Source organism: Acidovorax sp. sif0632, from assembly GCF_019218805.1.
Taxonomy (GTDB): Bacteria; Pseudomonadota; Gammaproteobacteria; order Burkholderiales; family Burkholderiaceae_C; genus Acidovorax; species Acidovorax facilis.
In genome coordinates this window covers 227,279-241,315 of sequence record NZ_JAHUWW010000004.1, presented here as the reverse complement: position 1 = coordinate 241,315, position 14,037 = coordinate 227,279, and the positions used below count along the sequence as shown (strand labels likewise).

7 protein-coding genes are annotated in these 14,037 nt (G+C 66.1%); 6 read left to right on the top strand and 1 reads right to left on the bottom strand.

Annotated features, from left to right (window positions below; translation table 11 throughout):
* Positions 1–13: 13 nt before the first annotated feature.
* Complete coding sequence (locus KW832_RS14745; RefSeq protein ID WP_218300521.1) at positions 14–553, bottom strand: hypothetical protein; 540 nt, start codon at positions 551–553, stop codon at positions 14–16.
* A gap of 182 nt (positions 554–735) precedes the next feature.
* Here KW832_RS14745 and KW832_RS14740 point away from each other — a divergent pair, with 182 nt between their 5' ends.
* The 6 genes from KW832_RS14740 (at position 736) to KW832_RS14715 (ending at position 14,034) form a co-directional block, all read left to right on the top strand.
* Positions 736–6,708 (top strand): MG2 domain-containing protein, encoded by a 5,973-nt coding sequence (locus tag KW832_RS14740; protein WP_218300520.1) that lies wholly within the window; start codon positions 736–738, stop codon positions 6,706–6,708.
* A gap of 52 nt (positions 6,709–6,760) precedes the next feature.
* The gene (locus KW832_RS14735; RefSeq protein ID WP_055400618.1) at positions 6,761–7,129 is read left to right on the top strand and encodes a hypothetical protein; all 369 of its coding nucleotides are present in this window, start codon (positions 6,761–6,763) and stop codon (positions 7,127–7,129) included.
* Positions 7,122–9,536, top strand: a complete 2,415-nt coding sequence (pbpC, locus tag KW832_RS14730) for a penicillin-binding protein 1C (RefSeq protein ID WP_218300519.1) — start codon at positions 7,122–7,124, stop codon at positions 9,534–9,536. Before KW832_RS14735 ends, pbpC begins: the two co-directional genes overlap by 8 nt.
* Before the next feature lie 84 nt (positions 9,537–9,620).
* Entirely contained in the window at positions 9,621–11,906 is a 2,286-nt protein-coding gene (locus tag KW832_RS14725) for a diguanylate cyclase domain-containing protein (RefSeq protein ID WP_218300518.1), read from the top strand.
* 240 nt (positions 11,907–12,146) lie between these two features.
* Positions 12,147–13,310 (top strand): L-lactate dehydrogenase, encoded by a 1,164-nt coding sequence (locus KW832_RS14720; RefSeq protein WP_370628713.1) that lies wholly within the window; start codon positions 12,147–12,149, stop codon positions 13,308–13,310.
* 148 nt (positions 13,311–13,458) lie between these two features.
* Positions 13,459–14,034 (top strand): RNA polymerase sigma factor, encoded by a 576-nt coding sequence (locus KW832_RS14715; protein WP_218300517.1) that lies wholly within the window; start codon positions 13,459–13,461, stop codon positions 14,032–14,034.
* The last annotated feature ends 3 nt before the right edge of the window (positions 14,035–14,037 follow it).

The following is a 14,037-nucleotide window of genomic DNA, read 5'->3' as shown; positions in this document are numbered from 1 at the left end:
GGGTGCCCCGGGCTTATTTGGAGAAGAAGTCGGACTGCGACATCCCGCGCCCGCCCGCCATGCGCACCACGGTGCGCTGGTCGGAGCGCAGGAGCTTCATTTGCCCCATTTCGCGCACGAGTTGCTCGTTGAAGGTGGAGCTGAACTGCATGACGGTTTCTCCCATCTTCAGCAGGCTGGTGCCTTTGACCTTGGCGCTTTTGCGGCCCGGTTCGATCTCGATGCTGTCGATGTGGAATTCGAACTCGACCGTCAGGATGCCGCCCATGCGGTCACCGATCTGTTCGAACATCTGCATGCTGGCCTTGAAGGCCTCGCACTGCTGGTCGTGGTTGAGTGTGGCGCGCTGCGTCTGGCCGTTCATCACCGTCTCGTCCTGGATGATGGCCTTGCTGCTGAGCTGTTTGCACATCAGCTCAGCGTCTCGCTTGTAGAGAGCGTGCGCGCTCTGGTCGTAGTAGGCGCGCACCATTTTTTCGTCCAATGTGCGCCCACCGACAAAGTAATACCAGGCGCCCGCGCACAAGGCCGCCAACAAGACGATCTTTTTCATGATTCCCTCTCTCCCGCTTTATTTTGCGGCGCAGTATACCGGTGGGGTTTGTGCGCACTGCCCGCCAGCCTTGGCGCGCGGGGGCTGCGAACGAGTTGTTACCTTCCGTGTCATCGCAGCAGGGGGCGGTCCCCGGCATATCGGCTACCCTCGCGGTCGAGTCGGATAGAGGGATGTCAAAAATGAATGTCTTGCAACGTGCCCTGGTGTTGTTGTCGGGGGCTTTGGTTTCGATGGGCGCACACGCCCTTCAGATCACCAGTTTTTCACCGCAGGGCGAAGTGGCCCGGGTGCGGCAAGTGGTGGCCAAGTTCGATGCGGCGGCCGTCAACTTCGGCGACCCCAAGGCGCCTGCGCCCATCAACCTGAGCTGCAGCGATGCCAGCGCCACCAAGGGCACGGGCCGCTGGACAGGCGAGCGCGAGTGGGTTTTCGACTTTGAAAGTGACCTGCCACCCGGCGTGCGCTGCACCGCAACGGTCAAACCCGGGTTCAAATCGGCCTCTGGCGCTGATCTGACGGGCGTCAAAAGCTATCAATTCAATAGCGGTGGCCCGTTTGTGCAGACCATCCGCCCCAACCCCTACCAGGCCATCGACGAAGAGCAGTTCTTCGTGCTGCAGCTCAACGGGCCCGCCACCACCGCCAGCGTTCAGGCGAATGTGTGGTGCACGGTGGAAGGCGTGGGCGAGCGCGTGCCGGTGCGGCTGATTGAGGGCGCGCAGCGCGCCGAAATATTGAAGACGCTGGGCCTGGAAAAAAGCGCGGCGAAAGAACCCCTGCAGTACGCCACGCTGGCCTGCAACCGGCGGTTCACCTCGGGCTCACGCATGCAGATCGTGTTTGGCAAGGGCGTGGCCACACCCAGCGGCGTGGCCAACACGGTGGAGAAGCGCTTTGACTTCAAGGTGCGCGAGCCGTTTGCGGCCGAGTTCAGCTGCGAGCGCGAGAACGCGCAGGCGGCGTGCCTGCCCATCCGGCCGATGCAGCTGTCTTTCAACGCCCCGGTGCCGCGCAGCCTGGCCACCGCCATTCGCCTCAAGTCCGCCAAGGAAACCCTGAAGCCCCAGACCGATGGCGGCATCGAGGGCCAAAAAGGGGATGCGCTGGTCAACAGCGTGCAGTTTGCGGCGCCCCTGGCTGAAAACACGTCCTTCACACTGGAGTTGCCCAAGGACTTCAAGGACGCCTCGGGCCGCCCGCTGCGCAACGCGGACAATTTCCCGCTCAAGGTGGCCACCGGCGGCATGCCGCCCCTGGCCAAGTTTGCGGCAGCGCCCTTTGGCATCGTCGAACGTTTTGCCGAAGGCCCGCGCTCTGACAACCCCCCAGCGCTGTTGCCCGTGACACTGCGCAACGTGGAAGCCGCCCTGCGCGTGCAGGGCCTGCAGCCGGGCACCGTGAGCACGCTCAAGCCGCGCACCGACGCCGACATCATTGCGTGGTTCAAGAAGGTGCAGCGCTACGACAGCTACGTGGTGGATCGCAAGCAGGCGCGGCGCGACGTGACCGGCCCGCTGCCCAAGGTGCTGGACGAAGACAAGGAGTATGTGCAGTCACGCATGCTTTCGCTGCTGGCGGGCAAGGGTGGCGTGAAGACGCTGGACTTGCCCAAACCAGCGAGCAACGACCCGCGCCCGTTCGAGGTGGTGGGTATTCCGCTGCCGCCCGGCTTCCATGTGGTGGAGATCGCCTCGCAAAAGCTCGGCGCTTCGCTGCTGGATGAGCGCCACGGGGACGCCCGCACGATGTTCGTGCGCACCTCGGCTCTGGTGACCAACCTGGGCGTGCATTTCAAGCTTGGCCGCGAAAACGCCCTGGCCTGGGTGACCACGCTGGACAAGGGCCAGCCGGTGCAGGGCGCCACGGTGCGTGTGAGCGACTGCAAGGGCAATGAGCTGGCCAACGCGCTGACCGATGCCCAGGGCGTGGCCCGCATCGAAGGCCTGTCGTCCGACCCCACCCGCTGCGGCGATGGCGGCGACTACGGCGACGGCGGCAACGCCTACTTCGTGAGCGCGCGCCACAAGGACGAGGGCGGCGTGGAGGACATGGCTTTTACCTGGAGTGACTGGCAGCGCGGCATCGAGCCCTGGCGCTTCAACGTGCCCACCAGCAGCGACCCGCGCCCCAGCGAACGCGCCCACACCATTTTTGACCGCACCTTGTTCCGCGCGGGCGAGACCGTGTCGATGAAACACGTGCTGCGCTCGGAAACCCGCCAGGGTTTTGCGCTGCCCAAGGAACGGCCCGAAACCCTGGTCATCACCCATGTGGGCAGTGGCCAGCAGTTCACCCAGCCCGTCGCCTGGCGCGACACGGCCACGGGTGGCATCAGTGCGCTGAATAGCTTCGCCATCCCGCCCGCCGCCAAGCTGGGGGTGTACCAGGTGGAGCTGCGCAAGGATTCCGGTGATGAACGCAGCTTCGGCTCCGGCGAGTTCCGGGTGGAGGAGTTCCGCCTGCCCGTGCTGGAGGGGCGCATCACCCCGGTCGAGAAGAAGGCCCTGGTGCGCGTGCGCTCGGTGCCCACCGATGTGCAGATCAACTACGTGGCGGGCGGCGGGGCCGCCAACCTGCCGGTGCGCGTATCGGCCATGGTGCGCGGCAAGGCGCTGCAGTACAGCGACTACGAGGCCTTCCGCTTCACACCGCCCCGCAAGCGCGAGCAGGAAAGTGCGAACAGCGACGACGAAGAAGCTGCGGCCCGCCAGGATGCGCGCGTGATTGCCGACAAGCTGCCGCTCACGCTGAACAAGGACGGTGCGGGCAAGGTCACCATCGACAACGTGCCCCAGGCCCGCCAACCGCAGGAGTTGCTGCTGGAAGCCACCTACGCCGACCCCAATGGCGAGGTGCAGACCATCCGCAGCACGCAAGCGCTGTGGCCCGCCGGTGTGGTGGCGGGCATCAAGACCGAGGGCTGGGTGTCTGCCCGACAGAAGATCCGCTACCAGGCGCTGGCCTTGCAGCACAACGGCAAACCCGCCGCCGACACCTCGCTGCAGGTGCAGGCCATTGCCCGCATCACCACCAGCACACGCAAGCGCATGGTGGGCGGCTTCTACAGCTACGACAACCAGACCGAAACCAAAGACCTGGGCACGCTGTGCAGCGGCAAGAGCGATGCACGCGGCCTGCTGCTGTGCGAATCCAAGCTCGACGAACCCGGCGAGGTGGAACTGGTGGTGACGGCCACCGACAAGGACGGCAACACCAGCGTGGCCGCATCCTCCGTATGGGTCACGCGCCAGGGCGAGCTGTGGTTTGGCGGTGAAGACCACGACCGCATCGACCTGCTGCCCGAAAAGAAAAGCTACCAGCCCGGCGAGATCGCCAAGTTCCAAGTGCGCATGCCGTTCCGTTTTGCCACGGCCCTGGTGGCCGTGGAGCGCGAAGGCATCATCGACACCCAGGTGGTGCAGCTCAACGGGCAAGACCCCACGGTGAGCCTGAAGGTGCAGCCCGACTGGGGCCCCAATGTGTACGTGAGCGTGCTGGCCCTGCGTGGCCGCCTGCGCGAAGTGCCGTGGTACAGCTTCTTCACCTGGGGCTTCAAGGCGCCGCGTGAGTGGTGGACGTCGTTCTGGTACGAAGGCAAGGAGTACCAGGCGCCCACGGCGCTGGTGGATTTGTCCAAACCCGCGTTCCGTCTGGGCATGGCCGAGATTCGCGTGGGCACAGCGGCCCACCAGATCGACGTGAAGGTGACCACGGACAAGGAAAGCTACGCCGTGCGCGGCAAGGCCCAGGTCACCATCACCGCGACCCTGCCGGGCGGCAAGCCCGCTGCCAATGCAGAGGTGGCTTTGGCCGCTGTGGACCAGGCCCTGCTGGAGCTGATGCCCAACACCAGCTGGAACCTGCTCGAAGCCATGCTGCAGCGGCGCAGCTGGGGCGTGGAGACATCGACCGCGCAGATGGAAATCATCGGCCGCCGCCACTACGGCAAAAAGGCCGTGCCTGCAGGCGGTGGTGGTGGACGGGCGCAGACGCGCGAGCTGCTCGACACCCTGCTGTTGTGGGAGCCCTCCATTCAGCTCGACGCCAACGGCCAGGCCAAGGTGACGGTGCCGCTGAACGACGCACTCACCACCTTCAAGATCGTGGCCGTGGCCGATGCGTCCACCGGCCTCTTCGGCACCGGCAGCACCAGCATCCGCGCCACGCAGGACTTGCAGATCATCAGCGGCCTGCCGCCACTGGTGCGCGAGGACGACCAGTTCCGCGCCCAGATCACGCTGCGCAACACCACCAAGACGGCGATGAAGGTGGAGGTATCGCCCCGCGCCACGCTGCTCGACCTGAAACCGCAGACCATCGACATCCCGCCCGAAGAAGCGCGTGAAGTCGCCTGGAACGTGACGGCGCCTGCGCAACTGGCGCAGACCCGCGCCGAGTCCATCCTGTGGGAGATCGAGGCAAAGGACACGGTGGGCGGCGCGCGCGATGCGCTCAAGGCGCGCCAGCGCATCATCCCGGCCGTACCGCTCACGGTGCAGCAGGCCACGCTGGTGCAGGTGGACGGCAGCTTCAACCTGGATGTGAACCCGCCAGCGGACGCCATCCCCGGCCGGGGCGGCCTCAAGATGTCGCTGCAGCCCAAGCTGGCCGAAGGCCTGCCGGGCGTGCGCGACTGGTGGGCCCGCTACCCCTTTGCCTGCCTGGAGCAAAAGACCAGCAAGGCCGTGGGCCTGCGCGACGGCGCGCTGTGGCAGACCGTGGTGGCGCAGCTGCCCACCTACCTCGACAGCGACGGCCTGGCCAACTACTTCCCGCCGCGTGATGGGGATGGCAACCGGGGCAGCGACACGCTCACGGCTTACGTGCTGGCCGCTACGCACGAGGCCGCCAGCATCAACCCCGCGTTTGCATTGCCCGACGCCGCCCGCGCGCCCATGGAGCGTGGCCTGATTGCGTTTGTGGAAGGCCGCATCCAGCGCAGCTTCTGGAGCCCCCGCAAGGACCTGGACATGCGCAAGGTGGCCGCGCTCGAAGCCCTCTCGCGCTACGGCAAGGCCCAGGGCCGCATGGTGAGCAGCATCACCATCGCGCCCAACCAGTGGCCCACGCACACGGTGATCGACTGGGTCAACGTCTTGAAGCGCGTGGCCGATGTGCCCCAGCGCGACCAGCGCCTGGCCGAGGCCATGCAGATCCTGCGCGCGCGCCTGTCGTTCCAGGGCACCAAGCTCATCTTCAGCACCGAGCAGGACGACTACTGGTGGTGGCTGATGCAAAACGGCGACGTGAACACCGCGCGCCTGATGCTCGCGGTGATGGACGACCCGGCATGGAAGGACGATATGGGCCGCCTGGCCAATGGCTTCATCAGCCGCCAGCAGGCGGGCGCCTGGCACACCACCACCGCCAATCTGTGGGGCGGGCTGGCGCTGGAGAAATTCAGCGCCAAGTTCGAGGCCGTGCCAGTCTCGGGGACCACCAAAGCCGCGATGTCTGGCAACACCGCCAGCGTGGACTGGAGCAAGGTCGAACGCGTGAAGGCCAGTGACGCCACGGGCGCCGCGCACCAGACGACCTGGTTCGGTGCGCCCGCATCGCCCGGCAACCTCAAGAACAACGACATGTTCCTGGCCTGGGGCAAGGCCGGTGGCAAGGAGAACCTGGCGGTGACCCACCAAGGGCCCGGCAAGCCGTGGCTCACCCTGCAATCCGTCGCCGCCATCCAGCTCAAGGCGCCCTTTGCTGCGGGCTATGCCATCACCAAGACCGTGACACCCGTGGAGCAGGCCAACAAGTCGCTGCCCGCAGGCCAGTACACGCGCGGCGACGTGCTGCGTGTGACGCTGGAGGTGAACGCCAGCGCCGACATGACCTGGGTGGCCATCACCGACCCGATTCCGGGCGGTGCCACCATCCTGGGCAGCGGCCTGGGCCGGGATTCGGCCATTGCCACGCAGGGCGAAAAGGCCCGCAGCGGCGCGGGCTGGCCCGCGTTCGAGGAGCGCAGCTTCGAGGCCTTCCGCAGCTACTACGAGTACCTGCCCAAGGGCACGGTCAAGATGGAATACACCGTGCGCCTGAACAACGTGGGTGACTTTGCCTTGCCGCCCAGCCGGGTGGAAGCCATGTACGCGCCCGAGATGTTTGGCGAAGTGCCCAACGCGCGGGTAAAGGTGGAGGCGGCTCGGTAAACCGCAGCGCCATGCAGCCTTCCGTTTTGAGCCTGCCCTTCAGAACAACGCCATGAGCCTCAGTGTTTTTGTGGAACTGCGGTTCTGGGTGCTGGTGGCGTTTTCGCTGGTTTTGCCTGCGGGCATTTACGGGTTGCTGCTGGCGACCCGGTCCATCTCCCGCGTGGCCGTACTCGGCTTTGGTGTGGCGCTGGTGCTGATCGCAGGGGTGGACGTTTACCTGCTGCAGTCGCTCGCGTCCCTGGCCAAAACCACGCCGTCGCTGGCCGACGACGCGGTTTTCATCTCCGAGCTGTCCATCGCGCTCTATGTATTGCCCGTGGTGTTTGGTGGCATTGGCGTCAACCTGATTTCGCACGTGCTGCTGCGCCACCTGAGCGAGGCCGAAACCCGGTTTGACCGGGAGCATCCCAATGGCTGAGCGCCGGGGGGGCGGCGTTCGCCGCTGGTACGCTGGCTGGACTCTCTGGATGGTCAGCGCATCGGCCGCCTGGGCTATTCCGGCGTTTGACGAGGTGCGAGCCGACTTCAAGCCCTCCGACACCCTCATCCTCTCCCGCGAAGGCGAGGTACTGCAGCGCCTGCGCACCGATGCCACCGTGCGACGCGGCCAGTGGGTGCCTTTGGCCGAGGTGTCGCCCGCCCTGCGCACGGCCCTGGTGCTCAGCGAGGACAAGCGTTTTTTTGAGCACAGCGGCGTGGACTGGCGCGCCGCATCGGCCGCTGCCTGGGGCAACCTGTGGAACCAGCGCACGCGCGGGGCCAGCACCATCACCATGCAGCTGGCGGGTTTGCTGGACGGTGACTGGCGCCAGGGCCCTGGCGGGCGCACCGTGGTGCAAAAGCTGGGGCAGACGGTGGCCGCACAGGTGCTGGACCGGCGCTGGCGCAAAGACCAGATCCTGGAGGCCTACCTCAACCTCGTGCCGTTTCGCAGCGAGCTGGTGGGCATTGATGCCCTGAGCCGCACGCTGTTTGGCAAGGCCGCGCACGGGCTGGACGACCGCGAGGCGGCGGTGGCTGCTGCGCTGGTGCGCGCGCCCAATGCCCGGCCCGCGCTGGTGGCGCAACGGGCGTGCGGGGTGCTGCGCGATATGCAGGCCACCAGCGGCGCGCGCCCCGCGCAGCGCGCCACCCCAGCCCCGGCCCGTGTGGATTGCGATGCGCTGGACCTCTTCACCACCGCCGCCCTGCAGCGCCGCGCATTTGATGCGAGCGAAGGCGTGGCGCCGCACTTCGCCCGCTACCTGCTTCGCCAGCGCTCTGGCAAAGACGGCGCAGCGCCCGAGCGTGTGCCCAGCACCCTGCGCGCGCCGCTGCAGCGTTTTGCCGTGCAGAGCCTGCAGCAGCACCTGCGCGAGCTGCGCGGGCGCAATGTGGAAGACGGCGCCGTGCTGGTGCTCGACAACGCCACGGGCGCGGTGCTGGCCTGGGTGGGATCTTCAGGGCAACTGAGCCAGGCCAGCGAGGTCGATGGTGTGCTGGCGCTGCGCCAGCCGGGCTCCACACTCAAGCCGTTTTTGTATGCGCAGGCGATTGCCGAGCGGCGCCTCACGGCGGCTTCGCTGGTAGAGGACTCGCCCGCGCAGATCACCACTGCCAGTGGCCTGTACATCCCGCAGAACTACGACCGGCAGTTCAAGGGCTGGGTGTCGGTGCGCACGGCGCTGGCGGCGTCGCTCAACGTGCCGGCGGTGCGCACGCTGGTGATGGTCACGCCCGACGCATTCCACCGCCAGCTCGGCGCCGTGGGACTGCCGCTGCGCGAAAGCGGCGATTATTTTGGCTACAGCCTGGCGCTGGGCAGCCCCGAGGTGCCGCTGCTGCACCTGACCAACGCCTTTCGCACGCTCGCCAATGGCGGGCGGGCCAGTCCTGTTGCGGGCACGCTCGCCAACGGCGGGCGCGCAAGTCCTGTTGCGGGCACCCTGGCCAACGGCGGACGGTCGAGTGCTGTAGCACTCTCGGATGTTGCCAAGCCGCGCTTTGCCCCTGCGCTGGACGCCCGTGCCGCCTTCATCGTGGGCGACATCCTCTCGGACGGCAACGCACGCGCCCGCACCTTTGGCACCGACAGCGTGCTGGCCACCCGCTTCTGGACGGCCGTGAAAACCGGCACCAGCAAGGACATGCGCGACAACTGGGCCGTGGGCTGGTCCGAGCGCTTCACCGTGGGTGTGTGGGTGGGCAACGCCAGCGGCGCGGCCATGCACGACGTGAGCGGTACCAGCGGCGCGGCCCCCATCTGGTCGGCGGTGATGGGGTTTTTGCATGCCCGCGAGCCCAGCCGCGCCCCCAAGGCCCCCGTGGGCCTGGCCCGCACAGCGGTGCGATTTGGGCCCGTGGCGCCGCAGCCTGGCAGCCCGGACCCACGCGGCGGCGGCCAGCCGCTGGAGGCCGCGCGGGACGAATGGTTTGTGCAGGGCACCCAGCAGGCGTTTTTTGCTATTGATTCGGTAGCTATTAGCGCTTACCCATCAAGCGCTAGTGGCCAAAATGATGCTAAAAAATCTGCGCCCGATGCGGCCGTATCTCCTGCGGGTCTGCCCCCGCGCATCACCGCCCCCGCCCCGGGCACCATCATTGCGCTGGACCCGGACATCCCCCCGGCGCGCCAGCGCCTGCAGTTCACCGCCACGGGCAATGCGGTGCAGTGGCGGCTGGATGGCAAAACCCTGGGCCGAGGCCCTCGGGTGGCCTGGTTGCCCTGGCCCGGGCGCCATGTGATACAGCTCACCGACGCGCAGGGCAAGGTGCTGGACGAGGTCCGTTTGGAGGTGCGCGGCGCAGGTGTGGTGGCCCAGCCTCTCCGGGCAGGTGCGCATTGACGCTGACAAGTCCGAGGAATACGGTGTGACTTGGGGCCAAGTCCCTGTCAAGGCGGCTGTTTAAAATAGTTACAAACTATCCCTATGCCCTCCCTTCGCCAGTTTTTCTCTCACCGCCTCATATGGCTGGCTTTGCTGGTGGCTCTGGGCATTGGTGCCTTGTTTGCCCGCACCATCTGGACCATTCGCAACGACGAATGGAGCTACGCGGTGCAGACCAACTCCAACCTGGCCCGCACCATGGAGCAGGGCCTGGCCTGGTCGCTGGACTCGTTCGACAAATCCCTGGAGGGCGTGGCCCGCGAGGTGGCACGGCCCGAGGTATGGGCGCTGCCCCCCGACCTGCGTGCGCGGGTGGTGTTTGACAACTCGCTGCGTGCGCGCGGCGCGGGCGATGTGCTGGTGCTGGACGCTCAGGGCAACGTCATTCTGGACTCGGGCTCCCTGACCCCTCGCCGCACCAACTTGGGCGACCGCGACTACTTTCTGGCATTCAGTGAGCGGGGCGAGCGGGAGCTGTTCTTCGGCAAGCCCGTGCCTTCACGGGTGACGGGTCTGAACATCCTGCCCATTTCTCGTCCGTACTTCCATGCAGACGGCAGCTTTGCCGGGGTGGTGGTCGGCGCTATCCGCCTGAGTTATTTCAACGAACTGTTTGGTTCGCTGGACCTGGGCTCTAACAGCGGGGTCAACATGTTTCGGCGGGACGGGGTGGTGATCTCCCGCTTTCCGTATGGTGATGCTGATGTCGGCAAAACCATCGCTGGTACGCCTAACCTGCTGCGTTTTCAGGCCGAGGGCACAGGCTCTTTTGTCGGTAAGGCCGCGCTCGACGGCGTGGAGCGTCTGTACTCCTTCCGGCCTGTGGGCAACTACCCGCTGATTCTGAACGTGGCCCAGTCCACCGACACCATCTTGGCCAAGTGGAGGAGCAGTGCCTGGGTCCTGGGTGGTTTTGCTGCGCTGTTGATGGCTGGCTGCCTTGGGTTGGCGCTGCTGTTCGTGCGTGAGCTGGTGCTGCGCCAGCAGGTTTCGGCGCGTTTGGCCGAGGCTGAGCATGACCTGCGCACCATCCTCGACAACGTGCCTTCGATGATTGCCTACTGGGATGCCAGTATGCACAACCGCTTTGCCAACCGGGCGGCACTCGAGGAGTTCGGCACCTACCCGGTGCCTGTGCGCGGCCGGCATATCAGCGAGCTGCTCAGCGAATCCCGCTACGCGGCCAGCAAGCCCTACTACGACCTGGCGTTGGCGGGTGCACCGCAGCGCTTTGAACGTACGGACCAGAACCCGAAAGGCCAGCCGCGGCACAGTATCGTCTCCTACCTGCCCGACGCAGACGCGCGCGGCGTGGTCACCGGGCTCTTCGTGCAAGTGACGGATATTACCGAGCGCAAGCACATGGAGAACGAGCTGTTCGACGAGAAAGAGCGCGTGCGCCTGATGCTGCAAGCCATTGGCGAGGCAGTGGTCTGCTCGGACGCGAAGGGCATGGTGACCTACCTCAACCCCGTGGCAGAACGCCTGACGGGCTGGCAGGCGTTTGATGCGGCAGGCCACACTGTGGACGAGGTGGTGAGCCTGCGCAGCCCTGACAACGATGAGCCTTTGACCAACACGCTGCGTGCGGCCATCCAGTGCGGCATGGCGACTCCCCCCGTGCGGGGCGTGCTGTTGCACCGCACCAATGGTCAGCGCTTTCAGGTGGAGGAAACCGCCAGCCCCATCACCGACCGCCATGGCACGGTGACCGGCGCCGTGGCCGTACTGCGCGACGTGACCGAATCGGTGGTCATGGCCGAGCGCATGGCCCACCTGGCCCAGTACGACGCACTGACCGACCTGCCCAACCGCGTGCTGCTGCAAGACCGCGCCCAGCTGGCCATCTCGCAGGCCCGCCGCGAAGGCAAGTGCCTGGCCGTGATGTACCTGGACCTGGACGGCTTCAAGGACGTGAACGATACCCTGGGCCACGATGTGGGCGACCTGCTGCTGGTGCAGTTTGCGCAGCGCCTGAAGGCTGCCGTGCGCGCGTCCGACACCGTGTGCCGCCAGGGCGGGGATGAGTTTGTGGTGCTGCTGCCGGGGCTGGACGGCGCCGAGGCCGCCTGCCACGTGGCGCGCAAGATCCTTGCGTCGTGCGACGCGCCCTTCGCGCTGGCGGGGCGTTTTCTGCAGGTGGGGCTGAGCGGCGGCATCGCACTCTTCCCTCAGCACGGCGATACGTTCGATGCGCTCTCGCGCCATGCCGACAGCGCCATGTACGCCGCCAAACGCGGCGGGCGCATGCGCTTCATGCTCTACCGGGGCCCGGACGCCGAGCCCGAGGTGGTGCTGGCCGCTGTGGAGGCTGGGCAGGATCCATAAGTCGCCAGAGTTCTGGTGTGGTATTTTGCTATAACTTTTATAGCCATTAGCGCTTTCCAAATAAGCGCTAGCAGCCAATTTCTTTGAAATTCTTGCCCCTCCAAGGCCCCCGCTCTCCCACCGCCTTGGAAATTTGTTGCAGCCCGCACAAATAATTTTGATGGCCCACCCGCAGGCAAGTGCCTACCATTCGGCGCAGTCCTGTCTGCCCCCTGTGCAACCCCTTTCTGGAGTGTCCGCGTGCCCGATCTGTCCAAAATCACCTGCATTGAAGACCTGCGTGTCATTGCCCAGCGCCGTGTGCCGCGCATGTTTTATGACTACGCCGATTCGGGTTCGTACACCGAGGGCACCTACCGCGCCAACGAAAGCGACTTTCAGCGCATCAAGCTGCGCCAGCGCGTGGCCGTGAACATGGAGGGCCGCAGCACCCGCACCACCATGGTCGGCCAGGACGTGGCCATGCCCGTGGCCATTGCACCCACGGGTCTCACTGGCATGCAGCATGCCGACGGCGAGATCCTGGGTGCCAAGGCGGCCAAGGCCTTCGGCATCCCGTTCACGCTCTCGACCATGAGCATCTGCTCCATCGAAGACGTGGCCCAGCACACGGGCAACCACCCGTTCTGGTTCCAGGTGTACGTGATGCGTGACCGCGACTTCATCGAGCGCCTGATCGACCGCGCCAAGGCCGCCAACTGCTCGGCGCTGCAGCTCACGCTCGATCTCCAGATCCTGGGCCAGCGCCACAAGGACATCAAGAACGGCCTCTCGGCCCCGCCCCGCCCCACCATCGCCAACCTCATCAACCTGGCCACCAAGCCCCGCTGGTGCCTCGGCATGCTGGGCACCCCGCGCCGCTCATTTGGCAACATCGTGGGCCATGCCAAGGGCGTGGGCGATCTGTCGTCGCTGTCGTCGTGGACGGCCGAACAGTTCGATCCGCAGCTCAACTGGGGCGATGTGGAGTGGATCAAGAAGCGCTGGGGCGGCAAGCTGATCTTGAAGGGCATCATGGACGCCCAAGACGCGCGCCTGGCCGTCAACAGCGGCGCCGATGCGCTCATCGTCAGCAACCACGGCGGCCGCCAGCTCGATGGCGCCCCATCCTCCATCGCCGCGCTGCCCGGCATTGCCGCTGCGGCGGGCAAGGACATCGAGGTGTGGATGGACGGCGGCATCCGCAGCGGGCAGGACGTGCTCAAGGCCCGTGCGCTGGGCGCGCAGGGCACGCTGATCGGCCGCAGCTTCCTGTATGGCCTGGGGGCCTTTGGTGAGGCAGGCGTGACCCGCGCGCTGCAGATCATCCAGAAAGAGCTGGACATCACCATGGCGTTCTGCGGCCACACCAACATCAACACGGTGGACCGCTCCATTCTGTTGCCAGGCACCTATCCGACCTGAGTCTTGCCGACTCGCCCTTGCAAAGGCCGCGCTGCGGCCTTTGTTGTTTCTGGCTTACCGGTGAATCCATCCTCCCTTTTGTGGCGTATTCAGCTACAGCAAAGCCCCGCAAGTCCTTGAAACCCGATCCATCCCAGAGAATGGGCGCATGAGCACCCCCCAACCAGACCGTGAACTGATGGAACTCCTTGACCGCATCGCCGCGCAGGAAGACTCTGCGCTCAAAAGGCTGTACGAGCGCACCTCGTCGCCGCTTTTTGGCCTGGCCTTGCGCATTGTGCGCAACCGCGATGTGGCCGAGGACGTGCTGCAGGAGGCCTTCCTGAGCATCTGGCGCGGCGCCGGCAACTACCGCACATCACTCAGCCCGCCCATGGCGTGGATGGGGCTTATCGTACGCAGCCGGGCGCTGGATGCGCTGCGCAAGCGCAGCAGCGACCGGGCCGACCTGATGAACGAGCTGGACGACGAGCTGGCCCAGACGCTGGAGGGCGATTCGCCCAACCCCATGGACACGGCCGATGCCAGCGAGCAGTCGTTTGCGCTGCACCATTGCCTGGGCAAGCTCGACCACAAACAACGCGAGGTGGTCAGCCTGGCCTATCTGCGTGACCAGAGTCACGGCGAACTGGCCGAGCAGCTCAAGTTGCCGCTGGGCACCGTGAAGACCTGGATCCGCCGGGGGCTGGAGCAACTGCGCACCTGCATGGCGCGTTACGCCTGAGCA

Bases quoted from the DNA above. Each gene is read 5' to 3' on its own strand.
- KW832_RS14745 (WP_218300521.1), bottom strand. From the start codon at position 553: ATGAAAAAGATCGTCTTGTTGGCGGCCTTGTGCGCGGGCGCCTGGTAT.
- KW832_RS14740 (WP_218300520.1), top strand. From the start codon at position 736: ATGAATGTCTTGCAACGTGCCCTGGTGTTGTTGTCGGGGGCTTTGGTT.
- KW832_RS14735 (WP_055400618.1), top strand. From the start codon at position 6,761: ATGAGCCTCAGTGTTTTTGTGGAACTGCGGTTCTGGGTGCTGGTGGCG.
- pbpC (WP_218300519.1), top strand. From the start codon at position 7,122: ATGGCTGAGCGCCGGGGGGGCGGCGTTCGCCGCTGGTACGCTGGCTGG.
- KW832_RS14725 (WP_218300518.1), top strand. From the start codon at position 9,621: ATGCCCTCCCTTCGCCAGTTTTTCTCTCACCGCCTCATATGGCTGGCT.
- KW832_RS14715 (WP_218300517.1), top strand. From the start codon at position 13,459: ATGAGCACCCCCCAACCAGACCGTGAACTGATGGAACTCCTTGACCGC.